At 75.7% G+C, this 25,561-nt stretch carries 24 protein-coding genes and 1 other RNA gene; 12 read left to right on the forward strand and 13 right to left on the reverse strand.

The genetic code is table 11. The annotated features are described in order from the left end of the window. From PGN05_RS20650 to PGN05_RS20670, 5 genes are all read right to left on the reverse strand, one after another. A partial coding sequence (locus PGN05_RS20650; protein WP_419754451.1) for a helicase-related protein occupies window positions 1-1,550 on the reverse strand: 1,550 nt, incomplete at its 3' end. A gap of 68 nt (window positions 1,551-1,618) precedes the next feature. After that, window positions 1,619-3,712 carry a xanthine dehydrogenase family protein molybdopterin-binding subunit gene (locus PGN05_RS20655; RefSeq protein ID WP_419754452.1) on the reverse strand — a complete coding sequence of 698 codons (2,094 nt, stop codon included), beginning with the start codon at window positions 3,710-3,712 and terminating at the stop codon, window positions 1,619-1,621. Next, entirely contained in the window at window positions 3,709-4,704 is a 996-nt protein-coding gene (locus PGN05_RS20660) for an FAD binding domain-containing protein (RefSeq protein ID WP_419754453.1), read from the reverse strand. The genes PGN05_RS20655 and PGN05_RS20660 overlap by 4 nt, the downstream gene beginning before the upstream one ends. After that, complete coding sequence (locus PGN05_RS20665; protein ID WP_419754454.1) at window positions 4,701-5,225, reverse strand: 2Fe-2S iron-sulfur cluster-binding protein; 525 nt, start codon at window positions 5,223-5,225, stop codon at window positions 4,701-4,703. Before PGN05_RS20665 ends, PGN05_RS20660 begins: the two co-directional genes overlap by 4 nt. 81 nt (window positions 5,226-5,306) lie before the next feature. Beyond that, entirely contained in the window at window positions 5,307-6,158 is an 852-nt protein-coding gene (locus tag PGN05_RS20670) for a patatin-like phospholipase family protein (protein WP_419754455.1), read from the reverse strand. Between the two features lie 135 nt (window positions 6,159-6,293). Here PGN05_RS20670 and PGN05_RS20675 point away from each other — a divergent pair, with 135 nt between their 5' ends. Further along, complete coding sequence (locus tag PGN05_RS20675) at window positions 6,294-7,364, forward strand: potassium channel family protein (protein ID WP_419754456.1); 1,071 nt, start codon at window positions 6,294-6,296, stop codon at window positions 7,362-7,364. Between the two features lie 59 nt (window positions 7,365-7,423). Here PGN05_RS20675 and PGN05_RS20680 read toward each other — a convergent pair whose 3' ends face one another. Next, complete coding sequence (locus tag PGN05_RS20680) at window positions 7,424-8,941, reverse strand: adenylate/guanylate cyclase domain-containing protein (RefSeq protein WP_419754457.1); 1,518 nt, start codon at window positions 8,939-8,941, stop codon at window positions 7,424-7,426. 4 nt (window positions 8,942-8,945) lie between these two features. After that, window positions 8,946-9,569: a PadR family transcriptional regulator gene (locus PGN05_RS20685; protein ID WP_419754458.1), complete on the reverse strand. Its 624-nt coding sequence runs from the start codon at window positions 9,567-9,569 to the stop codon at window positions 8,946-8,948. Between the two features lie 75 nt (window positions 9,570-9,644). Here PGN05_RS20685 and PGN05_RS20690 point away from each other — a divergent pair, with 75 nt between their 5' ends. Further along, window positions 9,645-10,505 (forward strand): class I SAM-dependent methyltransferase, encoded by an 861-nt coding sequence (locus tag PGN05_RS20690; protein WP_419754459.1) that lies wholly within the window; start codon window positions 9,645-9,647, stop codon window positions 10,503-10,505. Window positions 10,506-10,559: 54 nt separating this feature from the next. Here the strand turns inward: PGN05_RS20690 and PGN05_RS20695 are convergent, their stop codons facing one another. Further along, complete coding sequence (locus PGN05_RS20695; protein ID WP_419754460.1) at window positions 10,560-11,039, reverse strand: allene oxide cyclase barrel-like domain-containing protein; 480 nt, start codon at window positions 11,037-11,039, stop codon at window positions 10,560-10,562. Between the two features lie 30 nt (window positions 11,040-11,069). Continuing rightward, on the reverse strand, window positions 11,070-11,552 hold the full coding sequence (locus PGN05_RS20700; protein ID WP_419754461.1) for a hypothetical protein: 483 nt from the start codon (window positions 11,550-11,552) through the stop codon (window positions 11,070-11,072). A 169-nt stretch (window positions 11,553-11,721) separates the two neighbouring features. Between PGN05_RS20700 and PGN05_RS20705 the strand changes: the two genes are divergently transcribed. The 6 genes from PGN05_RS20705 (at window position 11,722) to PGN05_RS20730 (ending at window position 18,169) form a co-directional block, all read left to right on the forward strand. After that, a complete protein-coding gene (locus PGN05_RS20705; protein WP_419754462.1) occupies window positions 11,722-13,701 on the forward strand; it encodes an ATP-binding protein in 1,980 nt (659 codons plus the stop codon). After that, on the forward strand, window positions 13,701-14,369 hold the full coding sequence (locus PGN05_RS20710; RefSeq protein ID WP_419754463.1) for a response regulator: 669 nt from the start codon (window positions 13,701-13,703) through the stop codon (window positions 14,367-14,369). Before PGN05_RS20705 ends, PGN05_RS20710 begins: the two co-directional genes overlap by 1 nt. Window positions 14,370-14,447: 78 nt before the next feature. Further along, window positions 14,448-14,830: a transfer-messenger RNA gene (gene ssrA / locus PGN05_RS20715) on the forward strand. A 78-nt stretch (window positions 14,831-14,908) separates the two neighbouring features. After that, window positions 14,909-16,600, forward strand: coding sequence for an MFS transporter (locus tag PGN05_RS20720; RefSeq protein WP_419754464.1), 1,692 nt, complete (start codon window positions 14,909-14,911; stop codon window positions 16,598-16,600). 91 nt (window positions 16,601-16,691) lie between these two features. Then, the gene (locus PGN05_RS20725; RefSeq protein WP_419754465.1) at window positions 16,692-17,864 is read left to right on the forward strand and encodes an MFS transporter; all 1,173 of its coding nucleotides are present in this window, start codon (window positions 16,692-16,694) and stop codon (window positions 17,862-17,864) included. A gap of 50 nt (window positions 17,865-17,914) precedes the next feature. Next, complete coding sequence (locus PGN05_RS20730) at window positions 17,915-18,169, forward strand: hypothetical protein (RefSeq protein WP_419754466.1); 255 nt, start codon at window positions 17,915-17,917, stop codon at window positions 18,167-18,169. On the opposite strand, the gene PGN05_RS20735 is transcribed toward PGN05_RS20730, so the two are convergent. Beyond that, a complete protein-coding gene (locus tag PGN05_RS20735; RefSeq protein ID WP_419754467.1) occupies window positions 18,151-18,726 on the reverse strand; it encodes a dihydrofolate reductase family protein in 576 nt (191 codons plus the stop codon). The two genes, PGN05_RS20730 and PGN05_RS20735, sit on opposite strands and share 19 nt — an antisense overlap. Window positions 18,727-18,743: 17 nt before the next feature. Beyond that, on the reverse strand, window positions 18,744-19,724 hold the full coding sequence (locus PGN05_RS20740) for an ornithine cyclodeaminase family protein (protein WP_419754468.1): 981 nt from the start codon (window positions 19,722-19,724) through the stop codon (window positions 18,744-18,746). 129 nt (window positions 19,725-19,853) lie between these two features. Between PGN05_RS20740 and PGN05_RS20745 the strand changes: the two genes are divergently transcribed. Both PGN05_RS20745 and PGN05_RS20750 read left to right on the forward strand, forming a co-directional pair. Beyond that, window positions 19,854-20,018 (forward strand): hypothetical protein, encoded by a 165-nt coding sequence (locus PGN05_RS20745; protein WP_419754469.1) that lies wholly within the window; start codon window positions 19,854-19,856, stop codon window positions 20,016-20,018. A gap of 88 nt (window positions 20,019-20,106) precedes the next feature. Then, window positions 20,107-21,024 carry a dioxygenase gene (locus PGN05_RS20750; RefSeq protein WP_419754470.1) on the forward strand — a complete coding sequence of 306 codons (918 nt, stop codon included), beginning with the start codon at window positions 20,107-20,109 and terminating at the stop codon, window positions 21,022-21,024. 6 nt (window positions 21,025-21,030) lie between these two features. On the opposite strand, the gene PGN05_RS20755 is transcribed toward PGN05_RS20750, so the two are convergent. After that, window positions 21,031-22,176 (reverse strand): magnesium and cobalt transport protein CorA, encoded by a 1,146-nt coding sequence (locus PGN05_RS20755; protein ID WP_419754471.1) that lies wholly within the window; start codon window positions 22,174-22,176, stop codon window positions 21,031-21,033. A 419-nt stretch (window positions 22,177-22,595) separates the two neighbouring features. Here PGN05_RS20755 and PGN05_RS20760 point away from each other — a divergent pair, with 419 nt between their 5' ends. Both PGN05_RS20760 and PGN05_RS20765 read left to right on the forward strand, forming a co-directional pair. Further along, window positions 22,596-23,237, forward strand: coding sequence for an ATP-dependent Clp protease proteolytic subunit (locus PGN05_RS20760; protein ID WP_419754472.1), 642 nt, complete (start codon window positions 22,596-22,598; stop codon window positions 23,235-23,237). Window positions 23,238-23,284: 47 nt separating this feature from the next. Further along, on the forward strand, window positions 23,285-23,884 hold the full coding sequence (locus PGN05_RS20765; protein ID WP_419754473.1) for a dihydrofolate reductase family protein: 600 nt from the start codon (window positions 23,285-23,287) through the stop codon (window positions 23,882-23,884). Between the two features lie 21 nt (window positions 23,885-23,905). Here the strand turns inward: PGN05_RS20765 and PGN05_RS20770 are convergent, their stop codons facing one another. Next, the gene (locus PGN05_RS20770; protein WP_419754474.1) at window positions 23,906-25,525 is read right to left on the reverse strand and encodes an SLC13 family permease; all 1,620 of its coding nucleotides are present in this window, start codon (window positions 25,523-25,525) and stop codon (window positions 23,906-23,908) included. Window positions 25,526-25,561: the final 36 nt, after the last annotated feature.

The following is a 25,561-nucleotide window of genomic DNA, read 5'->3' on the forward strand; positions in this document are numbered from 1 at the left end:
GCGACGACCAGGCCGGCGGCGACGTCGCCGGGCGGGCGGGGGTCGGCGGCGCGCGGCACGGCGCGGGCCAGCCGGGCCGCCTCCTCGCGCCAGCGCGCGGCCGCCCCGCCCCGGCCGCTGCGCAGCGCCCGCCACTCGGCGACCAGGTCGTCGGAGCCGGCCGGGAGGTCGGCCGACAGCAGCGCGACCACCTCCGCGGCGCGGCGGGCACCGACCAGCGGAGCGCCGTCGAGGAGCGCCCGCGCCAGCCGGGGGTGCGCGCCGACGGCGGTGAGCGACCGGCCGCGGGCGGTCACCCGGCCGGCGTCGTCCACCGCGCCGAGGTCGGACAGCGCGGCCCGGGCCACGGCGAACGCGGCGGCCGGCGGCGGATCGGGCAGCGCGAGCCCGGTGCCCTCGGGCGCGCCCCAGCAGGCCAGCTCCAGGGCCAGGCCGGTCAGGTCCGCGACGGCGATCTCCGGCTCCGGCGCGGCCGGCAGCCGCGCGTGCTCGGCCTCCGACCACAGGCGGTACACCCGCCCCGGCGCCTCGCGCCCGGCCCGCCCCGCCCGCTGGACGGCCGAGGAGCGCGACACCCGCACCGTGGCCAGCGCGCCGAGGCCGCGGGAGACGTCGAAGCGCGGCACCCGCGCCAGCCCGGCGTCGACGACGGTCCGCACCCCGGGCACGGTCAGGCTGCTCTCGGCGACGTCGGTGGACAGCACCACCCGCCGCCGCGGGCCCGCGATCAGCGCGGCGTCCTGGTCGGCGGCGGGCAGCCGGCCGTGCAGCGGCCGGACGTCGGCGTCCACCCCGCCCAGCCGGCCGGCGACACCGGCGATCTCGGCGGCGCCGGGCAGGAAGACGAGCACGTCGCCCGCGGTCTCGGCCAGCGCCCGGCGGGTGGTCGCGGCGACCGCGTCGAGCAGCCGCGGGTCGACCCGGCCGCCGTGCGGGGGCGCCACCGCGGGCTGCGGCGGGCACCACACCGCCTCGACGTCGTGCAGCGTGCCGGTCGCGGCCACCACCGGCGCCGGGTCGGCGCCGCCCAGCAGCAACGCCAGCCGCCCGGCCTGCGCGGTCGCCGACATGGCCAGCAGCTGCAGGTCGGGGCGCAGCGCGGCGCGCACGTCGAGGGCGAAGGCCAGCGCCAGGTCGGTGTCCAGGTGCCGCTCGTGGCACTCGTCGAGGACGACGGCGGCCACCCCGGCCAGCTCGGGATCGGCCTGCAGCCGGCGCACCAGGAGCCCGGTGGTGACCACCTCGACGCGGGTGTCCTCGCTGCGCCGGCTGTCCCCGCGGACGCTGTACCCGACCGAGCGGCCCACCGGCTCCCCGAGCAGCGCGGCCATCCGGCGGGCGGCGGCGCGGGTGGCGACCCGCCGCGGCTCGGCCACCAGCACCCGGCCCGGCAGCGCCCCGGCCAGCGCGAGCGGGACGAGGGTCGTCTTGCCGGTGCCGGGCGGGGCGACCAGCACCGCGCTGCCGGCGCCGGTCAGCGCGTCGTCCAGGGCGGGCAGCACCGCGCGGACCGGGAGGTCGGTGCCCGGCGTCCCCGGTGGTGGCAGCACGGCGGCCAGTCTGTCGGAGTGCTGCAGCGGAGGGTGGGGGCGCAGGAAACCTGCGCCCCCACCCTCCGCTACGGGCGGAAGAACTTGTCGGGCGTGATCGGCAGGTCGCGGACGCGCCGGCCGGTCGCGTGCCAGTAGCCGTTGGCGACGGCGGCCGCGGCGCCGGTGATGCCGACCTCCCCGATCCCCTTCAGGCCCAGCTCGTTGACGTAGGGGTCGTCCTCCTCCAGCCAGGAGATGTCGATCTCCCCGATGTCGGCGTTGGTGGCCACGTGATAGCCCGCGAGGTCGTGGTTGGCGTAGTGGCCGAACCGCTCGTCCTGCACCGACTCCTCGTGCAGCGCCATCGACAGCCCCATGCAGAAGCCGCCGAGGAACTGCGACCGCGCGGTCTTCGCGTTCACGATCGTCCCGGCCGCGTAGACGCTGGTCGCCCTCGGCACCCGCACCTCACCGGTGTCGGCGTCGACCCGCACCTCCACGAAGTGCGCGCCGAACGAGTGCATCGACCGCTCCCCCGCGTGCGGGGACGGGCCGTCGACCCCGCCGTCCACCGTCAGCCCGCCGGGCGACAGGGAACCACCGGAGGACTCCAGCCGCCGGCGCAGCTCCCGCGCGGTGAGCACCACGGCCGACCCCCACGAGGCCAGGCCCATCGAGCCGCCCGCGCCGCCGGCGAAGGGCAGCCGGCTGTCGCCGATCCGCAGCTCCACCCCGTCCATCCCCACGCCCAGGGCGTCGGCGGCGATCTGCGCCAGCGCCGTCCACGTGCCGGTGCCGATGTCGGAGCCGTCGATCTCGACCGTGTAGCGCCCCCGCCCGTCGACGGAGATGCGACAGTCGGCCTTCCGCCGCCGCGCCGGGTAGGTGGCCGCGGCGACGCCGGTGCCGACCAGCCACCGCCCGTCGGTCCGGACGCCGGGCCGCGGGTCCCGCCCCGCCCAGCCGAAGCGCTCGGCCCCGGTGCGCAGGCACGCCACGAGCGACCGGGACGACCACGGGATGCCCCGCTCGGGGTCCTCGGCCGGCTCGTTGCGCAGGCGCAGCTCCACCGGGTCGAGGCCGATCGCGTGCGCCAGCTCGTCCATCGCCGACTCCAGCGCGTACATGCCCGGGGTCTCCCCCGGCGCCCGCATGATCGTCGGCGGCGGGACGTCGAGGCGGGCCAGCCGGTGCGTCGTCCGGCGGTTCGCGGCGGCGTACATGACGCGACTCGGGGTCGCGGTCTGCTCGGCGAACTCGTCGATGCGGGCGGTGTGCTCGACGACCTCGTGGCTGATCGCGGTGAGCCGGCCCTCGGGGTCGGCCCCCAGCCGGATCCGCTGGATCGTCGGCGTCCGGTGCCCGGCCAGGCTGAACATCTGCTGCCGGGTGAGCTCCAGGACGACGGTGCGCCCGACCACGCGGGCGACCAGCGCGGCCAGGACCTGGTGGGGGTGGGTGAACGCCTTGGAACCGAAGGCGCCGCCGACGTAGGGCGAGACCACCCGCACCTGACCCGGCTCCAGCTCGAAGGCGGTGACCAGGTCCTTGGCGATGGTGTGCGGGCCCTGGTCGGCGTCCCAGAGGGTGAGGGCGTCGCCGTCCCAGCGGGCCATCGAGGTGTGCATCTCGATGGGGTTGTGGTGCTGGACCGGCGTCTCGTAGGTGGCGTCGACGGTCACGGCCGCCGCGGCCAGCGCGCCGTCGACGTCCCCGATGACCGAGTCGGTGGCCTGGCCGCCCATGACGTGCGCCGGCGCGTACAGGTCGGGCCGGCGCGCCGACAGCCGCACGTCCGGCGGCTCGGCGGCGTACTCCACGAGGACCTCGCCGACGGCGGCCCTCGCGACCTCCGACGTCTCGGCGACCACCGCGGCCACGACCTGGCCCTGGTAGTGGACGTCCAGCGACTGCAGCACGGGCAGGTCGGAGGCGAGGTCGCCGGACAGCCGCGGCGCGTTGGCCGGCGTGATCACGGCCAGCACCCCCGGCAGCGCCTCGGCCCGCGTGGGGTCGAGCCGGGTGATCCGGCCGCGGTTGACGGTGCTCTGGACCAGCGCGACGTGCGCGATGGGCTCGCCGGGGTCCTGCTCGTAGGCGTAGGGCGCGGTGCCGCGCACCTTCGCGGGGCCGTCGACGCGGTCGATCCCGGCGCCGACGAGCCGCTCGACGGTGGTCATGCGGGACCTCCGGTCAGGCCGGCGAGCGTGCGGACGACGACGTTGCGCGCCATCGGGACCTTGTAGCCGTTGTCGCGCAGCGGGGTGGCCGCGGCGAGCTCGGCGTCGGCGGCCGCGGCGAACGCCTCCTCCGTGGCCGGCCGCCCGCGCAGCGCCTGCTCGGCGGCGGTCGCCCGCCAGGGCTTGTGCGCGACGCCGCCCAGGGCGAGCCGGACGTCGGCGACGACGCCGTCCTCCACCCGCAGCGCCGCGGCGACGCTCACCAGCGCGAAGGCGAACGAGGCCCGGTCGCGGACCTTGCGGTAGCGCGAGGGCATGCCCAGCGCCGGCAGGTCGACGGCGGTGACCAGCTCCCCGTGCCGCAGGGTGGTGTCGCGGGCGGCGTCGTCCCCCGGGAGCCGGTGCAGCTCGCCGATCGGGATGCTGCGCTCGCCGTCGGGGCCCAGCACGTGCACGACGGCGTCGAGCGCGGCGAGGGCGACGGCCATGTCCGAGGGGTGGGTGGCCACGCAGGTGGCCGGGCCGTCGAGGGTCTGCCCGAGGACGGCGGAGTTGCGGTGGGCGCCCTCCATCGCGCCGCAGCCGCTGCCCGGAGCGCGCTTGTTGCACGGCCGGGTGACGTCGGTGAAGTAGCTGCAGCGGGTCCGCTGGAGCAGGTTCCCGGCCGTGGTGGCGCGGTTGCGCAGCTGTCCGGAGGCGCCGGCGAGCAGCGCCTGGGCGAGCACCGGGAAGCGTGCGCGGACCCGCCGGTCGGCGGCGAGGTCGGCGTTCGGGACGCCGGCGCCGATGCGCAGGCCGCCGCCGGGGAGGTCGGTCACCTCGCGGGAGGTGAGGGTGCGGACGTCGACCAGCACGTCGGGGGTCTCGACGCCCAGCTTCATCAGGTCGACCAGGTTGGTGCCGCCGCCGAGGAAGGCCCCCGACGGTTCGGCGGCCAGCAGCGCGACCGCGGCGGCGGCGTCGGTGCCGCGCTCGTAGCGGAACTCCCTCACCGGCGCACCCCGCCGGCCTCGGCCACCTCGGCGACCGCCGGGACGATGTGGGCGTAGGCCGCGCAGCGGCACAGGTTGCCGCTCATCCGCTCCCGGATCTCGGCGTCGGTGAGCTCGACGGCGTCCGCGGTCAGGTCGGCGGTGACCGCGCTGGGCCAGCCGGCCCGCGCCTCCTCGATGACGGCGGCGGCCGAGCAGACCTGCCCGGGCGTGCAGTAGCCGCACTGGAAGGCGTCGTGCTCGACGAAGGAGCGGTGCAGCGGGTGCGGCTGCCCGCCGGCGGCCAGCCCGTCCGACGTCGTCACCTCGGCGTCGTCGACGGTCACCGCCAGCACCAGGCAGCTGTTCACCCGGCGGCCGTCGAGCAGCACGGTGCACGCGCCGCACTGGCCGTGGTCGCAGCCCTTCTTCGGGCTGGTGATGCGCAGCCGCTCCCGCAGGGCGTCCAGCAGCGTGGTGCGGGTGTCGACGCTCAGCGGGTGCGCCGTCCCGTCGACCCGCACGGTGATGTCGGTGTCCACACGCGGGCTCCTGCCCCCGCACCCACCCCGACCAAACCGGCGGAGCGCCCCGGCGCGGATCCCGCGCCCGGAGCACTCCGCTCAGCCCTGCCAGGCCTCGGCGACCTGCCCGGCCACGCCCGCCGCCTGAGCGCGGCCGGCCCGCGCCGACCCCGCCCGCGCGGCGGGGTCGAGCACGTTGCGGCCGATCGCCCGCCGGCTCGCCTCGTCCGGGGAGACGACGGCGACCCGCGCCACCATCCCGGTCACCTGCGCGTCCACGCTGGCCATCGGGCCGACCCCGCGCGGGATGGGGGCGAGGACGACCAGCCGGTCGTACCCGTCGGCGAGGTCGGCGTTGGCCGCCGAGCGCATGCCCCCGTCGACGTACCGGCGGCCGTCGATCGTCACCGGCGGGTACACCCCGGGCACCGCGCAGCTGGCCGCCACCGCGAGCAGCAGCGGAACGCCGGAGTCGCGGTCGAAGGGGACGAACTCGCCGGTGTGCGCGTCGACGGCGGTGACCGTCAGCGGCCGGTCGGGCCACTCGGTGCCGACCAGGCGGCTGCCGATGACGTCGAGGCGTTCCTGCTCGGTCGGCGTCAGCCCGGCCTGCTCGGCGGCCAGCGCCAGCGCACCGACCCGCCGCCGGAACTCCTGGTCCCGGCCGCGGCTGCGCAGCATCGCCCAGCCGTAACGGGCCAGCGCGGCCCGCGTCATGCGGGCGGCCCGCTCACCGGTGGGCGGCTCGAGCTGGCGCGTGAACAGCGTCTCCAGGTCCGCTCCGCCGGTCACCTGGGCGCCGACGACGGAGCCGGCCGAGGTGCCGACGACGAGGTCCGCGCCGGTCAGGTCGACGCCGGCCTCGGCCAGGCCGGCCAGGACGCCGATCTCCCACGCGATGCCGGTGATCCCGCCGCCGCCGAGCACGAGGGCCGTGCGCTGGTCGCTCATGTGACCATCCTCACCCACCGTGGCGGTCCGTTGCCGCAGGGCGCTCCGTCCCGCTGCCGGACCTCCCCCGGTCCGCTCACCCGGACGGGTGCGGCGCGCACGCCGGAACGCCGACCGCTCACTATCGTCCGCAGGGTGAACCGCGAGCGCACGGCGCCGGAGGACCCGCACACCGGCGTCCAGATCGCGCACACGGAGGAGCCTCCCCTGCGCCAGGTCTGGCGCCGGGTGGTCCTCGCCGCGTTCTTCCTCGGCCTGACGGTCCTCATCGTCTGGCTGGACCGCGACTCCTACCGGGACGGCGACGTGGTGGGCATCGGCCTCCTGGACGCCGTCTACTACGCGACCGTCACGCTCTCGACCACCGGGTACGGCGACATCACGCCGATCACGGAGAGCGCGCGGCTGGTGAACATCCTGTTCATCACGCCACTGCGCATCATGTTCCTCATCGTCCTCATCGGAACGACCCTGGAGGCGCTGACCGCGCGCTCCCGGGAGGAGTTCCGCATCCGTCGCTGGAGGTCCCGCGTGCGCCAGCACGTCATCGTGTGCGGCTACGGCACCAAGGGGCGCAGCGCGATCCGCTCGCTGCAGGCCAACGGCACCCCGCTGGAGCAGATCGTCGTCGTCGACCCCGAACCGCGGGCCATCGAGGAGGCCAACTCCCTCGGGCTCACCGGCATCGTCGGCGACGCCGGGCGGACCGAGGTGCTCAGGCGGGCCTCCGTGGAGCGGGCGCGGGCGGTCATCGTCGCGGCCAACCGGGACGACGCCTCGGTGCTCATCACGCTGACCGTGCGGCAGCTGAACCCGAGCGTCCCGATCACCACGTCGGTGCGCGAGGAGGAGAACGCCAACCTGCTGCGCCAGTCCGGGGCGGACACGGTCATCACGACGTCGGCCACCTCGGGCCGGCTGCTCGGGCTGTCCACCGACGCTCCGCGGGTGGTCGCCGTCGTCGAGGACCTGGTGACCGGTGGCCAGGGGCTCGACCTGCAGCAGCGGCGGGTCACCGCCGGCGAGGTGGGGCTCGGGCCGAGGCAGCTGCGCGACGTCGTCCTGTCGGTGACCCGGGGCGGGCGGACGTTGCGCTTCGACGACCCGCTCATCGGCACGCTGCAGCCCGACGACGTCCTCGTCGTGGTCAAGTCGCACGTCAACCCGGGCCAGCAGCCGATCGGCGGGCAGGCCGCCGCCGTCTGAGAGAGGACCCCGTCCTCCTCACCGCTCGCGAGCTCGCGGCGAGCCTCTGGACGGGGCCGTCAGCCGACCGTGAGCACCCAGGTGCGGGTCGGCTCGTCGCGGCCGCGCAGCTCGACGGCGTCGCCGGGAGCCCAGTGGGCGGACTCCCCGCCGGCGGCGGCCCGCACCGCGGGCTCGCTGACCACGGCGCGCCCGGGGTGGTCCTTGGCGAGGTCGGTGAGCCGCGCCGCCTCGTTCACCGGGTCACCGATCACCGTGTACTCCAGCCGGCGGGCCGCGCCCACCTGGCCGGCCCACACCGGCCCGTAGGCGACCCCGACGCCGACGTCGAGCTCACCCGCCGCGGCGACGGCGGCGCAGATCCGGCGGGCCGCCCGCAGCGCCGCCCCCGCCGGGTCGGGGTGCTCCGCCGGGGCGCCGAAGACGCACAGCGCCGCGTCGCCCTCGAACTTGTTCACCAGGCCGCCCCCGTCCTCCACGGCGTCGACGACGACGGCGAAGAAGCGGTTGAGCAGGCCGACCATCTCCTCGGGCCCGGTGCGCCGCACCAGGGTGGTGGAGCCGGCGATGTCGACGAACAGCGCGGCCACCGTGTGCAGCTCCCCGCCCAGCGAGACACCCGTGGCCAGCGCCCGCTGGGCCACCGTCGTCCCGACGTGCCGGCCGAACAGGTCGCGCAGCCGCTCCCGCTCGGCCAGCCCGGCGGCCATGGTGTTGACGCCCTCCTGGAGCAGGCCGATCTCGCCGGCGTCGTCCACCGGCACGCGGACGTCGTGGTCGCCCTCCCCCACCCGCTGCACCGCCCGGCGCAGGTCGCGCAGCGGCGCGCCCACCGACCGGGCGGTGAGGTGCGTGGCCACGGCGCCGACCACGAGCGCGGTGAGGACGAGGAAGACGACCGCGTCCTCGCGCGGCCCCGCGGGGTTGCTCGGGTCCAGGAAGAGCAGGGCCAGCCCCAGGAGGGGCACGCCGCTGGTCAGCACCCAGGTGAGCAGCAGCCGCGGCCGGACGCCGAGCACCGGCGTGCCCTCCGGCGGGTGGGCGGCCAGCGCCTCGGCGGTGATCCGGCCCGCCAGCCGGAGGGTGAGCAGGTAGCTGTGCCCGACCGCCGCGACCCCGCCCAGCAGCGCGGCCAGCCCCACGCGCAGCCCCACCAGGGACAGGTCCGAGGCGACCGCGCCGACGACGCCGACCAGGACACCGCCCCCGAGCCAGCCGAGGCCGACGACGATCGTGACGTCGACCGGCAGCCGCAGCGCCTGGGCGGCCACCTCGGGGGTCAGGGGTCGCCGGCCGCCCAGCCAGGCCGCGGTCAGCCGCTGCCGGCGGAGCACCGCCAGGACGCCGACCGGCAGGGCGACGGCGAGGTAGCCGAGGGTGGTCACCACGATGGCGGTGCGCCCGGCCGGGTCGCGGGCACCGGCGGAGAGCGCGAGCAGCAGCAGCGCGACGACGGCCAGCCCGACGAGGTTGAAGACGAGCACGTGCCGGGCGACGACGGCCATGGCCCGGGGGTCGGGCGGCGCCGACCCGAGCCACAGCTGGACCCGGCCCAGCGCCCGCCCGACCACGGTCACGCGCTCACCAGTCCGCGCGGCGGGCGGTCTCGGCCGCCTGGGCCGCGTCGGCCCCGGCCGCCGCGGGGTCCTCGGGCCACGCCTCGACCAGCGGCGTCGCCCAGTCGGCCCACTCGGCCACCAGCCGGTAGAAGTCGGTGAGGAAGCGCCCGACCAGCAGGTTCTGGGGCAGCCGGTCCGGGAAGGGGCCGTTCCCGGAGGCGTAGGCCTCGGCCGCGGACCGGTTCTCGACGTTGCGCTCCTCCGCCCAGCGGCGGGCGGCGGCGAGCGTGGCGAGGGCGTCGGCGCGGCTCCCGTGCTCGGCGAAGCTGAGCTTGAGCAGCTGCTCGAACTCCAGCACGGGGCCGCCGCCCGGCTCGCGGTGCCACGCGGCCAGCGCCGTCCGGCCCTCGGGCGTGATCGAGTAGACGGTGCGCGAGCGCTGGCCGACCGCCTCGGACCGCGCCGTCGCCAGCCCGTGCGCCACCAGCTTCTTGGGCTCCTCGTACAGCTTGCTCTGCGCCCGGGGCCACATCCGCCCGACGCTGCGGTCCATCTGGCGGGTGAGCTCGTAGGTGCTCCAGGGACGCACCGCGAGCAGGCTGAGGATCGCGTAGGAGGTGGTGGTCAGCGCGCTCGGCGTTGACATGACCCTCCCCCTCGGAGTAAGCCGTCGAACATCGTCCCCATGGGAGCAGACTAGCGGCCGAGAGAGGCGAGTCCGATGACGGAGACGACGACGCTCCGGATCGACCCCGGCAACACCGAGCAGGCGCGGGCGTGGAACGGCGACGAGGGCGCGCGGTGGTCCGCCTCCGCCGACCGCTACGACGACGCCCTCCGCGCCCACCACCCGGCCTTCATGGCCGCCGCGGGCCTCACGGCCACCGACGCCGTGCTCGACGTCGGCTGCGGCAACGGCCGGACGACGCTCGACGCGGCGCGGACGGCGGCCCGCGGCTCCGCCCTGGGCGTCGACCTGTCCGGGCCGATGCTGGAGGTGGCCCGCGCGCGGGCGCGGGCGGAGGGGCTGACCAACGTCACGTTCACCCGGGCCGACGCGCAGGTGCACCCCTTCCCGCCGGCGGCCTTCGACGTGGCGCTCAGCCGCACCGGCGCGATGTTCTTCGCCGACCCCGTCGCGGCGCTGGCCAACGTCGGGCGGGCCCTGCGCCCGCGCGGCCGGCTGGTGCTGCTCACCTGGCAGCCGCTCGACCGCAACGAGTGGATCGCCGCGTCGATGACGGCCCTGGCCGCGGGGCGCGACCTGCCCCTCCCCCCGGCCGGCCGGCCCGGCCCCTTCGGCCTCAGCGACCCCGCGCGGATCCGCGCCGTCCTCGCCGCCGCCGGCTTCTCCGACGTCGAGGTGCAGCCGCAGGAGCGGCCCCTCTACCTCGGCCGGGACGCCGCGGAGGCCGAGCGGTTCGCGCTCGGCCAGCTCGGCTGGCTGCTCGAGCCGCTGGACCCGGCCGACCGGGAGGGGGCGCTCGGCGCGCTGCGCGAGTCGCTGGCCGCGCACGTCACGCCGGACGGCGTGGCCTACGGGTCCGCGGGCTGGCTGGTGATCGCCGCCCGCCCCGCCTGAGCCACACGCGAGTGCCGGCTCCCCGCGGGGAACCGGCACTCCGGGGGCGGCGCGTCACCGCAGTCGCACCACCACCTCCACCGTGTCCGTGCCCGGGACGAAGGTGCCGACGAACTCGCCCTCGGCGCCGGCGTACCGACCGGTGCCGCCAGTGACCGCCCAGCGGAACTCCGTGGGCCCGACCTGCGGGTCCTCGTCCCCCGCACCCTGGGTGGCGATCGACGACCCGTCGTCGAACAGCAGGGTCGCCGTGCAGGCGGCCACCAGCCGCTCCTCGGTGGACAGCGCGACCGTGCAGCTGCCGGTCATGCCACCGACGAGCCGGCCGTCGCGGCGGACCTCGTCGAGGAAGACCTGCGTGTCCCCGGGGCCCGGCCCGGGGACACCGAGGTCCAGGTCGGTGCTGGCGGTCGCGGTGGTGGTGAGGCGGAGGTCCTCGTCGGCTCCCGCAGCCGGGGCGAGGGCGAGGGCCGTACCCGCCCCCACGGCGGCGAGGGCGACGGCGGCGACGGCGGTGCGGCGGGTCGGGGTCATGGCGAGCTCCTGGGCGCGGTCGGGTGGGGATCAGCCGGCGACGGCGAGGTAGCCGGCGGAGAAGACGGTCAGGGCGGCGAGCGTGAGTGCGACGACCCCGGCCGGGGTGGTCAGGCCGCCGCCGGGGCGCGGGGTCAGGACCAGGCCCGCGGCGGCCGCGGCGAGGATCGCGGGCAGCCCGGTCCAGAAGACGAACACACTGGCGGCCCCTGCCACCGCGAGGCCGAGCGCCCGGCGGTCCCTGTGCCGCGCGGCCCGGCCGGCGCGGGCGAAGGCGCTGACGACGACCGCGGCGACGAGCACGAAGCCGACGAGGACGGCGAGCCCCGCGAACCCGCCGCCACCTGAGACGTCCACGGACCAGCCGTCGTCGCCCGGCCGGAGCGGCGTCTGCACGAACTGGCCGGTGACCGTGCACACCAGGGCCAGGGCCGCACCGGCCGCGGTGGCGGGGTCGGGCTGCAGCAGACCGCGGCGGTCGCGGCTGCGGGTCGGGGTGTCGATGGCGCTCACGGGGTCCTCCTCGGGGATCTGGTCCGGCCTCCGCCGGCCGGTCCACCGTGGCGGTCCCGGCCGACCCGGCACCTGAGCCCGGGCACCCCGGGCGCCCGGGAGGACGTCCCGGCCGGACCGGGACACCGGAGGCCGCTGCCGGGACGGCCGAGGCCGCACACTGACGGCCGTGCCTCCCCGTCTGCTCGGCACGGGCGTCGCCGCCGCCGCCACGGCGGCCTGCGTCGCCGCGGCAGTGCTCGCACTGGTCGTGCACTCCACCGTCTCGGTCGCGCACGTCGACCCCTGGCCGGGGCTGGTCGCCGTGGCGCAGTGCGGCACCGGTGCGGTGCTCGTGCACCTGCGCCCGCGCAACCCGATCGGCTGGCTGCTGGTGCTCAGCGGGCTGCTGCAGGGAGGGAGCGTCGGGCTCGGCGCCTACGGCGGCTACGGCGTGGACGTCGCCGAGCCCGCCTGGCCGCTGGCCACCTGGGCCGCCCTGCTCGGCTCGATGCTGTGGCTGCCGTCGATGCTCATCCCGCTGACCGTCCTGGTCGCCGTCTACCCGTCGGGGCGGTTGCCGGCGCGCTGGTGGCGCTGGCCGTTCGGTGCCGTGTGCGCCGGTCTGGCCGTCGCCACCGGGATCTCGACGTTCTCCCAGAGCGCCTACGACGACATCGCCTCGGGGACGGCCCCGCTGCAGCTCCCGGACGCCTGGTGGGTGACCGTCGGTGGCCTCACGGCGACCGCCGCGGTCGTCCTCGGCGCCGCCGTCCTGTGGGCCGGCACGCTGGTGCGGCTGGTGCGGGCCCGGCGTCCGGAGCGGCAGCAGCTGGCCTGGCTCGTGTGCGTCGTGGTGCCGCTCGCGGTCGCCGTCTTCTTCGTCCCCTGGGCGCCCGCCACTGTCACGTTCGCGCTGCTCGTGCCCGTCGCGGTCGCCGTCGGCGTGGTCCGGTACCGGCTGCTCGGCATCGTGGTCAGCCGCGGGCTGGTCTACGTGGCCCTGACCGTCGCCGTGGTCGCCGGGTACCTGGCCGTCGCCGCCCTGGCCGGGAACGCGCTGGGCCGGACCATCGCCCCCGTCCCCGGCGCCGTGGCCGCCGCGCTGCTGGCAGTGGCGCTGAGCCCGGTCCACACGCGGCTCCAGCAGGCGGCCGACCGCTTCGTCTACGGGGAGCGCCGGGACCCGGTGGCCGCGGTGACCCGCCTCGGCGACCGGGTCGCGGAGGTCGACGAGGCCGACCTGCTGCCGGCCGCGCTGGGCACCGTCACGGCCGCGCTGCGCACCCGCGGCGCGGCGGTGCTCGGGCCGGACGACGGACTGCTCGCGGTCTCCGGCGACGTGGACGACGGCCCGCCGGCGGTCCGGGTCGGCCTGCGGGTCGGCGGCCGGGACGTCGGCACCCTGGTCGTGGCGCCGCGCGCGCCGGCCGAGCCCCTCACCGCCGCGGACGAGCGGCTGATCGGCGCGCTGGCCCCGCAGGTGGCCGTGGTCGTGCGGGCCCTCGACCTGGCCCGCTCGCTGGAGCGGGAACGCGACCGCGTGCTGGCCGCGACCCACGCGGAGCGCGACCGGATCCGGCGGGACCTGCACGACGGGCTCGGCCCCTCGCTGGCCGGGGTCAGCCTCGGCGTCCAGGCCGTGCAGGTCTCCCTCCCCGGCCCCGGGAACCCGGTCACCGACGAGCTGCTGCCGCGGCTGCGCACCGAGGTGGACGCTGCCGTCGGCGAGGTCCGCCGGATCATCGACGGGCTGCGCCCCGCGGCGCTGGACGACCTGGGGCTGCTGGCCGCCATCCGCCGGCAGGCCGACACCCTGTCCACGTCGGTGCCGGTCCGCATCGACGCCGGGGAGCTGCCCCCGCTGCCGCCCGACGTGGAGACCGCCGCCTTCCGCATCGCCCAGGAGGCGCTCACCAACGTGGCCCGGCACTCGGGCGCCCGGTCGGCGGAGGTCGGGCTCCGGATCTCGGCGGGCCGGCTCGAGGTCGCGGTGGCCGACGACGGGATCGGGATGCCGGCGCCGGCCGGTCCGGACGAGCAGCGGACGCCAGGGCTCGGACTCGCGTCGATGCGCCAGCGGGCGCAGGCCGTCGGCGGGGACCTCTCGGTCGAGAGCCGCGACGGCGGGACCCGCGTGGTGGCCGCTCTCCCCCTCGGAGCGGGCTGATGCCCGTCCGCGTGGCGCTGGCCGACGACCACCCGATGTACCGGTTCGGGCTGCGCGCGGTCCTCGAGGCCTCCCCGGAGGTCGAGGTCGTGGGCGAGGCCGGCGACGGGGCGGAACTGCTCGCCGTCGTGGCGCACGCCGCCCCCGACGTCGTGCTCACCGACCTGTCGATGCCGCGGGTGTCCGGGACCGCGGCCATCGCGGAGCTGTCCCGGCGGCACCCGGGCACCGCCGTCCTGGTGCTCACCATGCACGAGGACGACGCCTCGCTGTTCGCCGCGCTGCGGGCGGGGGCGCGGGGGTACCTGCTGAAGGGCGCCGACCGGGACGAGATCGTCCGCGCCGTCCTGGCGGTGGCCGGCGGGGACGCCGTGTACGGGGGCGCGGTGGCCCGGCGGATCGTGGACTTCTACACCGGCGCCGCCCGCGACTACCGGGTGCAGACCTTCCCCGGGCTCACCGAGCGGGAGCGCGAGGTGCTCGAGCTGCTCGCCGCCGGCCTGCGCAACTCCGAGATCGCCCGCCGCCTCACGCTGTCGGAGAAGACCGTGCGCAACCACGTCTCCGCCGTGCTGGTGAAGCTACAAGTGCCCGACCGCGCGGCGGCCGCGGCCCGGGCCCGGGACGCCGGCCTGGGGGTACCCGGGCAGCAACCGCCGGGCGGCTGACCCTGCCGTTCAGCGCGTCCGTCGTCCGGGGGAACACGGCGGGGCCGGACACGGTTACCCTGTCTGCACAACTACACAGGGGGTGAATGGTCTCGACTTCGGTCGTGGGACCAGGGGAAGCGAGCCGAGGAAGGCAACGATGAGCTCGTTAACCACACGTTGCAAACCAACAAGTGCCGACTCCAGTCGCACTCAGTCCGCCTACGCTCTCGCTGCCTGACAGCTGAGCTAGATGGACTTGTCAGCCCGGGTTCGTCATCGGCCCGGATCCTGGCATCAGCTAGATGACTCACCGTGCGTGCCGGTCGCGGGCACGTACGGGACACCTCACAGCGACTGGGCCCGTCACACCGACTCGTTCGCGTGATCGGTGGGGTCGAGTAGAGACAGAGCGGACTGCGCTCGGAGAAGCCCTGGTCTTGCGTCGGAGGACGCGGGTTCGATTCCCGCCACCTCCACTCCCCCACGAACCGCCCCGGACCGCCAGGTCCGGGGCGGGTTCGTCGTCGTGGGAGGCCTGGTCCCCCCAGAGTCGGTCCATGGGGGAGGGGGGCAGGCGCAACCGGCTGGCCGACGCCGCAGCCGCGTTCACCAGCAACGCCCGCAACCCCGACCTGCGCCGGGCCCAGCTCAGCTTCCTGGGCGCGTGGACCGCCGAGTGGGCGTTCACCGTGGCCCTCGGCATCGTCGCCTACCGGGACGGCGGCGCGACCGCACTCGGGCTGGTGGGGCTGCTGCGCATGGTCCCCTCGGCCCTGTGCGCCCCGCTGCTCGCCCCCCTCGCCGACCGGGGACGGCGCGAGCGCGTCCTGATCGTCGTCTCCACGCTGCGCGCGATCGCCACCGGCGCGGCCGCGGGTGTCGTCGCGCTGGCCGGGCCGCCGGCCGCGGTCTACGCCCTGGCCGTGCTGTCGACGATCGCCGCCACGCTCTTCCGACCGGCCCACTCCGCGCTGCTCCCCTCGCTGTGCCACACCGGGCACGAGCTGGCCAGCGCCAACGTCGTCCGCGGGCTGCTCGACTCCGCTGCCACGCTGGTGGGGCCGCTCCTGGCGACGGTGCTGCTCGGGGTCACCGACGTGGCCGTCGTGTTCGCGGTGGCGGCCGGCGCGTCCCTCTGGGCCGCCGCGCTGCTGCTGCGGTTGCGGTACGAGGCGCCGCCCCGCCCCCCGGCCCCGGCCCGGCCGCGGCTGGTCCGGGAGGCGGTCGAGGGGGTCCGGGCGATCACCTCCGACCGCGACCTGGCCCTGATCCTCGGGCTCGCGGCGGCGCAGTCCTTCACCCGCGGCGCGCTGACCGTGCTGTCCGTGGTGGTCGCGATCGAGCTGCTCGGCACCGGCGAGCCGGGGGTCGGCGCCCTCATGACGGCCGTCGGCGGGGGTGCGGTGGTCGGCTCGCTGGCGGCGTCGCTGCTGGTCGGCACGGCTCGGCTCGGCGCCTGGTTCGCGGTCGGGGTCGCCCTCTGGGGGCTGCCGATCGCCGTCATCGGCGTCGTGCCCGGACAGGGACCCGCGCTCGGTCTGATCGCGCTGGTCGGCGTGGGCAACGCGCTGATCGACGTCGCGGGGTTCACCCTGCTCGCCCGGTTGGCGCCCGACGAGGTGCTGGCCCGGGTCTTCGGGGTGCTGGAGAGCCTGGTCGCGGTGTCCATGGGGATCGGGGCGGTCACCGCCTCGTGGGTGATCGCCACGTCCGGGCCGCGTGCCGCCCTGGTCGGCATCGGGCTGGTGTGCCCCGTCCTGGCGGCGGCCTCGTGGTGGCGACTGCGCCGCCTGGACCGCTCGGTCGGCGTCCACGACGCCGAGGTGGGACTGCTCCAGCGGGTGGCGATGCTGCGCACGCTCCCGCTGCCCTCGGTCGAGCAGCTGGCCCGCGGCCTCGAACCGGTTTCCGTCCCCGCGGGCGAGGCGGTGTTCCGCCAGGGCGACGTGGGCGACCGGTACTACGTGATCGAGTCCGGGGAGGCCGAGGTGGTGGGCGACGGGTCCGTCGTCGCCGTCCTCGGCGCCGGCGAGGGCTTCGGGGAGATCGCCCTGCTGCGGCGCAGCCGCAGGACGGCCACGGTGGTGGCCCGCACCGACCTCCGGCTGCGCGCTCTGCCCTCGGACCGGTTCCTGCCGGTCGTCCTCGGCTTCACGGCGAGCGCGCGCGAGGCCGGGACCGGCGTCGACCGCCTGCTGGAGCGGTTCGCTCCCGGGGAACCGCCGCCCGACCCACCGGCGAGCCTGTGAGCGGCGCCGGGTGGACGACTCGGTGCAGCGCCGGCCGTCGTAGCGCCGCGACCCCCGTCGGGCACGCGTCCCGGGAGTAGCGTGCCGCGCCATGCGGCGTCGGCCGGACACGCTGTTCACGCCGGCGTTCGTCGCGTTGGCCGTGGCCGACCTGGCCTACTTCGCCGCCGGTGGCGCGCTGATCGGGGTGACCCCGTTCTTCGTCAGCGGGCCGCTGGGTGGGGGCCCGGCAGCGGTCGGCGTCGCCGTGGGGGCGTTCAGCGCGACCACCGTGGTCCTGCGACCGCTGGCCGGCCGGTGGGCCGACCGCTCCGGTCGCCGACCGCTGCTGGTCGGCGGGGCGCTGCTGTTCGCGCTGCTGGTGGCGGGCCACCTGCTCGTCACCGGCCTGGCCTGGCTGGTGGTGCTGCGCGCGCTGCTCGGGGTGGCCGAGGCCCTGTACGTCGTCGCCGGGTTCGCGGCCCTGGCCGATCTCGCCCCGCCCGGCCGAGCCGGTGAGGCGCTGAGCTACAACTCCCTGACCCTCTACCTCGGGATCGGCACCGGACCGGTCCTCGGTCAGGCGCTGCTCGGGTGGGGCGGCTTCCCGCTCGTCTGGACAGGGGTCGGGCTGCTGCTGGCGGTCGCCGCGCTGGTCGCCACCCGGGTGCCGGAGACCCGCGAGCCGGCGTCCGGGCCGGCGCCTCCGGCGCCCCTGATCCACCCCGCTGCGCTGGTGCCCGGACTCGGGCTGTTCATCGGGGTGGCGGTGGTCGGCGGCTTCCTGGCGTTCGCGTCGCTGCACGCCGCCCGTCTCGGCGTGGACCGGTGGAGCGCCGTGCTCGGCGTGTTCGGGCTGGTCGTGGTGGCCTGCCGCCTCCTCTTCGCGACGTTGCCGGACCGCGTGTCGCCGCTGCGCCTGGCCGCCGCCGCGCTCGGCGCCTCCGGCGCGGGGCTGGTCCTCGTCGCCACGGTGCCGGCCGCGTGGGGTCTGTTCGCCGGCGCCGCCGTGCTGGGAATCGGCACCGCCTTCCTCACCCCGGCGGTGTTCGCGGCCGTCTTCAGCCGGGTGTCGCCGTCCGAGCGGGGCAGCGCCGCCGGCACGGCCAGCGTGTTCATCGACCTGGGACTCGGTGGCGGCCCCGTCGTCCTGGGTCTCGTCGTGGCCGCGCGCGGTGTCCCGGCGGCCTTCCTGACCGCCGCCGGCCTGGCGGCTGCGGGAGCCGTGCTGCTGGCCTCGCGTCCGGTCCCCGGGGCACCCGTGCCGGCGGGCCCGGACACCTGACGCGGCTCGGTGCCCGGAGGAGGCCATCCGCGGCGCCTACCGTGAGCGTCGTGGACGAGGTGCTCCTGGCGGTCGAGGTGGTGGCCGCGCTGGTCCTGGTCCCGGCCGGGTACGCCCTGCTCGGCCGCCGCGCACGCCGCCGCGGCATCGGCGGCTCGCTGTTCGCGCCACTGGAGGAGGTCTGGGACCCGACGGCCCACCGGACCAACGTCGAGGTCTCCATCCAGGCCGAGAGTCCGGCACCGGCGCCACTGCCCGGAGATCCGCTCCACCGGGAGCCGGGCGGTCAGCGCGCCCGGGAGTAGGACAGGACGGCGTTGCCGCCCGGGAAGGTCCGGACGTCGTCCAGGTCGAACGGGGTCGGGGTGAACCGCGGCCCGAACGCGGTGCGGCCCGCGCCGGCGACCACGGGGTACTGCTTGACGACGAGCCGGTCGATCTCGTCGACCAGCTGACCGGCCAGCTGACCGCCGCCGGCCAGGTAGACGTCGAGCCCGGTCTGCTCCGCCTTGAGCGCGCGCACCGCGGCGACCGGGTCCTCCCGGACGACGGTGACCGCCGGGTCCGGCGACTCGAGGGTGCGGGAGACCACCACCTGCCGCAGGTGCGCGTAGGGGCTGGGGATGCCGGCCTGCAACGCCGGGTCGTACGTGCGCCGGCCCATGACGACGGTGTCGAAGCGCCGGTTGGGCGCGGCGTCCACGCCCAACTGCCGTCGGACGGGGGTGGGCAGCGCGTCGGCGAACTCGGCGGTCATCCACTCCGTGTACGCCTCGGACATCGGGTAGAAGTCCACCTCGTCGTCGGGGCCGGCGATGAAGCCGTCGATCGAGACGCCGATGTAGTAGACGAGGTCCCGCACTCCGGTGTCCTCCGGCCTCAGAGCGTGATGCGGTGGCCGACGCCGCGGCGGCAGGCCGCGGCGTATACGAGCCCGGCCGCCGCCGCGTCCTGGGCGGCGACCCCGACCGACTTGTACACCGTGATCTGGTCCCCCGACGTCCGGCCCGGACGGCGGCCCTCGACGAGCTCACCGATCTCGGCCACCTCGTCCGGGGCGATCAGCCCCCGCGCGGCCGGCTCGGTCAGGTCGTTGCTCCCGACCGGGTAGGGCGTGAACGAGGTCTCGCGGTGCTCGACCACCACGCGGGCCTCCGCCATGGTGTCGTCGTCCACCTCCCGGCCGCGCGCCGTGTACCCGACCGAGGCCACGTGGGTGCCCGGGTCCAGCCACTCCAGGCGGACGACGGGGTCCTCCGCGGCGGTGGTGGCGCACACGATCCCCGCGCCGCGGACCGCCTCCTCCCACGTCCCGGCGGCGCGGGCGGGCAGGCCCTCGGCGCGCAGCTCGGCGGCGAGTGCCTCGGCGCGGTCGGGGTGCCGGCCGGCGATCCGCACCTCCGTCAGCGGCCGGACGACGGCGGCGGCGCGGGCGTGCGCGCGGGCCTGGACGCCGGTGCCGAGGACGGCGAGGACGGCGGCCTCGGGCCGGGCCAGCAGGCGGATGGAGAGCGCCGAGCCGGCGGCGGTCCGCGCGGCGGTGATCGCGTTGCCGTCCATCATCGCCAGCGGCGTCCCCGTCGTGGGGTCGAACAGGCCGATCAGGGCCTGGTGGGACGGCGCCTCGTGGGCCTGGTTGCCGGGGAAGACGGTCAGGACCTTGACCGCCAGCACCCCGAGCGCGGGGCTGTAGCCGGGCATCGCGACCAGCACGCCCTCGGGCGCCGGCACGACGGCCGCCACCCGCGGCGGCACCGAGGCCCGTCCGCTCGACAGGTCCGCCATCGCCGTCGCCAGCGCGTCGATCAGTTCCGCGACGTCGAGGAGTTGTTCGACGTCCTGGTGTCGCAGGAGCAGCACCGTCCGATGCTGCGCGCCCGGGCCCCGGCCGGTCAACGCCTGACCCTTCGGGATGACGTTCGGGTTTCGCGGGTGGATTCCCGTGTCGCCGCTGCCGATCTCCTGGACACCGGACGGAAGGAGCTCGTCATGCGGAACATGGCGTGCAGGGCCATCGCTCAGGCCTCACTCAGCGCGGCGACGGCGTCGCTGGACGACGAGCAGCCCTGGCCGCTGCTCCTCGTCGCAGGCTGGTTGACCACGGCCACCGACCTCGTGCTGCAGGCGGAGGTCATGGACGCCGTCCTGGTCTGACCGGCGGCCGCGGGACCGGCGTCCCGGGCGGGACCGGAGCCGGTTAGCGTGACGGGCCCCACCCCGAGAACCGGAGGGCCCACTCGCGATGACCGACGTCCGCCCCGATGCACCCGCCGTCGAGCCCGAGGACATCACCGAGGAGACGGTCACCGACGCGACCGTCGAGAGCTTCGCGCGCACCGCCGACCCGCGGCTGCGGGAGCTGCTCGGCGCGGTCGTGCGCGGGCTGCACGCAGCGATCCGCGAGGTGGAGCCGACGATCGCCGAGTGGGAGACGGCGATCGACTTCCTCACCCGCACCGGGCAGAAGTGCGACGACGTGCGGCAGGAGTTCGTGCTGCTGTCCGACGTCCTCGGGGTCTCCGCGCTGGTCGAGAACCTCAATCACCGCAAGGTCGGCGGGGCGACCGAGGCCACCGTCCTCGGGCCCTTCCACATGACCGTCTCGCCGGTGCGCGAGAACGGCGACTCGATCGACGAGGTCGGGGGCCGGGAGGTGTGCGTCGTCGAGGGCCGGGTGCTGTCGGTGGACGGCGAGCCGGTCCCCGGGGCGAGCGTCGACGTCTGGCAGGCCGACGAGAACGGCTTCTACGACGTCCAGCAGCCCGGCGTGCAGCCCGCGGGCAACGGCCGCGGGCTGTTCACGACCGACGCCGAGGGCCGGTTCCGGTTCCGGACCGTCGTCCCGGCGCACTACCCCATCCCGACCGACGGGCCGGTCGGCGAGCTGCTCGCGGCCACCTCCCGCCACGCCTTCCGGCCGGCGCACATCCACTTCATCGCCGAGGCGCCCGGGCACGTGCCGGTGACCACGCACATCTTCGTGGCCGGCAGCCCCTACCTGGACTCCGACGCGGTGTTCGCGGTGAAGCGCAGCCTGGTCCGGGACTTCGCCCCGGTCGACGACCCCGACCAGGCGGCCCGGCTCGGGGTCGCGAACCCGTTCCGGCACGCCCTCATCGACCTGGTCCTGCAGCCCGTGGACGCGTCGCCGCAGCCGTAGCCGCGGTCAGATCCAGCCGCGGCGCTTGAAGACGACGTAGAGCGTGACGCTCACCCCGGCCATGAGCACCAGGGCGAACGGGTACCCCAGCTGCCAGTGCAGCTCGGGGATCGAGTCGAAGTTCATCCCGTAGACGGTGCCCACGAGGGTCGGCGCGAAGAGGATGGCCGCCCACGCGGAGATCTTCTTGACCTCCTCGCCCTGGGCGATCGAGGCCTCGGTGAGTTCGCGGATCTCCTCGTTCTGGCGCTGGGCGACCAGCGTCGCGTTCACCGTGAGGATGTCGCGCAGCTGCAGCCGGAAGCCCTCCACCCGCTCGTTGACCTGCACGACGTGGTCCTCGACGTCGCGCAGGTAGCTGCGCAGGTCCTCGTCCACCCCGTACTTGTCGAAGCCGGCGGTGATCGCGGCCAGGATCCCGGTGAGCGGCTGGGCGGCCCGCTGGAACTCGAGCACCTCCTGCGAGAGCTCGTAGATGCGGCGCGAGACGCCCGGGTCCCCGCGGAAGACCTCGGTCTCGATCTCGTCGATGTCGTTGGCGAGGCCCGCGACCACCGGCGAGTACCCGTCGACGACGGCGTCCAGGATCGCGTAGAGCACCGCCTCGCTGCCCTTCTCCAGCAGCGCCGGCTCGCTCTCCAGCCGGCGGCGCACCCGCGAGAGGTCCGGCGACTCGCTGTGCCGCACGGTGATCGCGAAGTTCGGGCCGAGGAACAGGTGCAGCTCCCCGAACTCCACCTCCTCGAGCGCGTCGAGGTACCGGGCGGCCTTGAGGACGACGAACAGCGTGTCCCCGTACCGCTCGAACTTGGGCCGCTGGTGCGCCTTGATCGCGTCCTCGACGGCGAGCTCGGGCAGGTCGTACTGCTCGGCCAACTCGCCGAGCTCCCCCGGCTGCGGCCGGTACAGCCCGAGCCACACCAGGCGCTCGGGGTCCTCGGCCAGCCACTCGTGGCTCTCGGCCACCGTCTCCGGCGTGGCCACGCGGCGGCCGGACGAGTAGACGGCGTTGTCGACGATCAGCGCCAGCCGTTCGCCGTTCCCGTCTGCGGCGGCGGGGGACGGCGGCGCCGGGGCGAGGGTGAGCTCGGGCCGCGGGCGGCGGGCGAGCGTGGTCAGGGCGGTGAGGGGCGCACGGCGGCGGTCGGCCACGACTGGACTCCCGGGGGACGCTGGGACGGGGGGACACCTCGGAGGTCCGCCCGCGTGGCCCCGTCCCGGGTCCCGCCCCGCGAAGGGAGGGGAGGACGGGGTCCTTCACCAGGCGGTGCGGACCCCGGAGCCGGTACTGGGCGGTTCGCTGCGCACGCGCTCGCCCTCCCTCCCGACGTCGTTCCGGCCCGCGTCCCGCAGGCCGTCGTCCATCGTGACACGTCCCGTCCACGCCGGTGCCACGGGCAGGTGGACGACACCCGACGGAGTGGTGAACGGCGTCGGCGTCAAGACCATTTCGCACTCAGCACAACAAATACGCCGAGCGCGAGAACGGTCATCTCGGGAAGCCATTATCTGCCCATTCCCGAGAGACTCCGCGGGTCGGTTGACCCCACTCCTGCGGAGGATCGAGAGCCATGCACACTGCCGCGCCCACCGGGAAGAACACCCGCCTGCTGCGGGACGGCGGCCCCGCGGCCAGCCTGCAGGACGCGGTCTACGACCGGTTGCTCGACGAGCGGATCGTCTTCCTCGGCCACGAGGTGGACGACGCGGTCGCCAACCAGATCGCCGCGCAACTGCTGCTGCTGTCGGCCGCCGACCCGACCCGCGACATCCACTTCTACGTCAACTCCCCGGGCGGCTCGGTCAGCGCCGGGATGGCCATCTACGACACGATGCGGTTCGTCGACTGCGACGTCGCGACCTACGGCATGGGGATGGCCGCCTCGATGGGCCAGTTCCTGCTCACGGCCGGGACCGCGGGCAAGCGGCACGCCCTGCCGCACACCCGGATCATGATGCACCAGCCCTCGGCGGGGGTCGGCGGCACGCAGTCCGACATCGCCATCCAGGCCGACCTGTTCTCCCGGCTCAAGCGCGAGCTCAACGAGCTGCAGGCGCAGCACAGCGGCCGCAGCGTGGAGCAGATCGAGGCCGACTCCGACCGCGACCGCTGGTTCACGCCCGAGCAGGCCCTCGAGTACGGGCTCATCGACCACGTCGTCGCCCGCGCCGGCGCGCTGCCCGAGGGGAACGGCGGGCCCCTGGCGTCCTGACCGGCCGACGTCGATGAGTCCCGCGCCCCGGCGCGGTCACCCCTGCCATGAGCACGGTCATCGGGGACATCACCATGTCCGTCGACGGGTTCGTCACCGGTCCGGGCGCCGACGTCGAGCACGGGCTCGGCCGCGACGCCGAGGGCCTGCACGCCTGGGCGCTGGACAGCGCGGATCCCGTCGACCGCGAGGAGCTGCGGAGCCTCACCGCGGCCACCGGGGCGGTGGTGATGGGGCGGCGGACCTTCGACACCGTGGACGCCCCGGGCGGGTGGAGCGAGGAGTTGGGGTACGGCGCGGACCAGGACGGGCGGCCGCCGTTCTTCGTCGTCACCAGCAGCCGGCCGGACCGGGTGCGGCTGGCCGGGTCACACGACTTCACGTTCGTGCTGGACGGTCCGGCCGCCGCGCTCCGCGCCGCCCGGGAGGCGGCCGGGGACCGCGACGTGTACGTCATGGGCGGCGGGATGCTGGTCGGCGGCTGTCTCGCGGCCGGGCTGCTCGACCGGCTGCGGATCCACCTCTCCCCCGAGGTGCTGGGCCGCGGCACCCCGCTGTTCGCCGGTGCGGGCCGGCACCGGCTGGTCCAGCGGGACGTGCGGGTCTCGGCGTCGGCGACCCACCTGACCTACGACGTCCGGCGCTGACCGGACGGTGCCCCGGGGCGGTCAGCCGACGGACCCCAGCACGAGGTCGATCATCACCGGCAGCAGGACGACGATGAGCAACCCGCCGAGGACGTCGAAGGAGATCCCCGACCGGATCATCTTGGTGATCGGCACGACGCCGGAGCCGTAGACGATCGCGTTCTGCGGCGTGGACACCGGCAGCATGAAGCCGAAGGACGCCGCGAACGTCGCCGCGAGCGCGGGCACGAACGGGTTGATGCCCGCGGCCACCGCCACCGGGATGATGATCGGCACGACGACGGCCGCCGAGGCGGTGTTGCTCGTCGTCTCCGAGATGACGATGGCCAGGAGCACCGCGAAGACGGTGATCGCGATCGTGCTGGTCAGCCCCAGGGTCTCCGCCGAGCTGTTCCCGATCGTCTCGGCCAGGCCGGTGTCGGCCAGCAGCGAGCCGAAGATGATCCCGGTGCCGAACAGCAGGATCGTGCCCCAGTCGATCTTGGCGGCGTCCGACCAGTTCAGCGTGAACTCCCGCGCCCGCCAGTCCGTGGGCAGCAGGAACAGCAGCGAGGCACCGAGGACGGCGACGATGCCCTCGTCCAGGCGGTCGCTGATCGTCGTGTACAGGTCGGACTCCGTGCCGGCGGTGAGCGCGATGACGCCCGGGAAGATCCACAGCGCGACGGTGGTGCCGAACGCGATGAGCGTGTTCCGCTCCGCCCGAGAGAACGGGCCGAGCTCCGCGCGCTCGGCCTGGACGTACTCGTGCACGCCCTCGATCCGCTTGATCTCGGGCCGGTTGAGCAGCAGCAGCACGGCGGCCAGCGCGACGAACATCAGCGCGCAGATCGGCAGCGCCATGAGCATCCAGTCGAGGAAGCCGATGCGCTCCCCCGTCGCCTCCTCGATGAGGCCGCGGCCGATGAGGTTGGGCGGGGTGCCGACCGGGGTGATCAGCCCGCCGACGCTCGCGCCGTAGGCCAGCATGAGCATCAGGGCGACGCCGACCCGCAGCCGCAGCGGGTCGAAGTCCGGCGCCACCATCTCCTTGTCCTGCAGGAGCTTGGCGATCACCGAGAGGATGCCGATGGCGGTGGGCAGCAGCATCGCGACGGTGGCGGTGTTGGAGACGAACGCCGACAGGAGGGCGGTGATCAGGCCGAAGGCGATGACCACCCGGGCGGTCGACCCGCCGACCCACCGCAGCGACAGGATGAACATCGCGAACCGCCGCGCGACCCCGTGCTTGAGCATGGCCGCGGCCAGGATGAACGCGCCGATGAAGGTGAACACCGTCGTCGACCCGAACGGGGCCAGCGCGTCGTCGGCCGGCACCACGCCGAGGACGACGATCGCCCCGACCCCGATGAGGCCGCCGACCGGGATCGGCACCGGCTCGGTGATCCACAGGACGATGACGCCGAGCAGCACGGCGGCCAGCAGGTGCTGGTCGCGCGGCAGGTCGAAGGGCAGCAGCGCGAAGGCGACGGTGACGACCGGGGCGAGGAACAGCCCGACGGTGCGTCGTCCCTTCTCGAAGCGCTCCTCGGCCGGGCTGAGGGTCTGCTCCCCCAGGCTCCGGTAGGTGGCCGAGCCGCGGAACGCGGCATCCACGTCGGTCCGCTGCCCGGACCCGGTCCCCCGGTCGGTGGCCGTCATGACGCCTCCCTCGGACTGTGGTCCAGACCATAGGGA

The sequence above is a fragment of the Geodermatophilus sp. CPCC 206100 genome (assembly GCF_048569675.1).
Classification (GTDB): Bacteria; Actinomycetota; Actinomycetes; order Mycobacteriales; family Geodermatophilaceae; genus Geodermatophilus.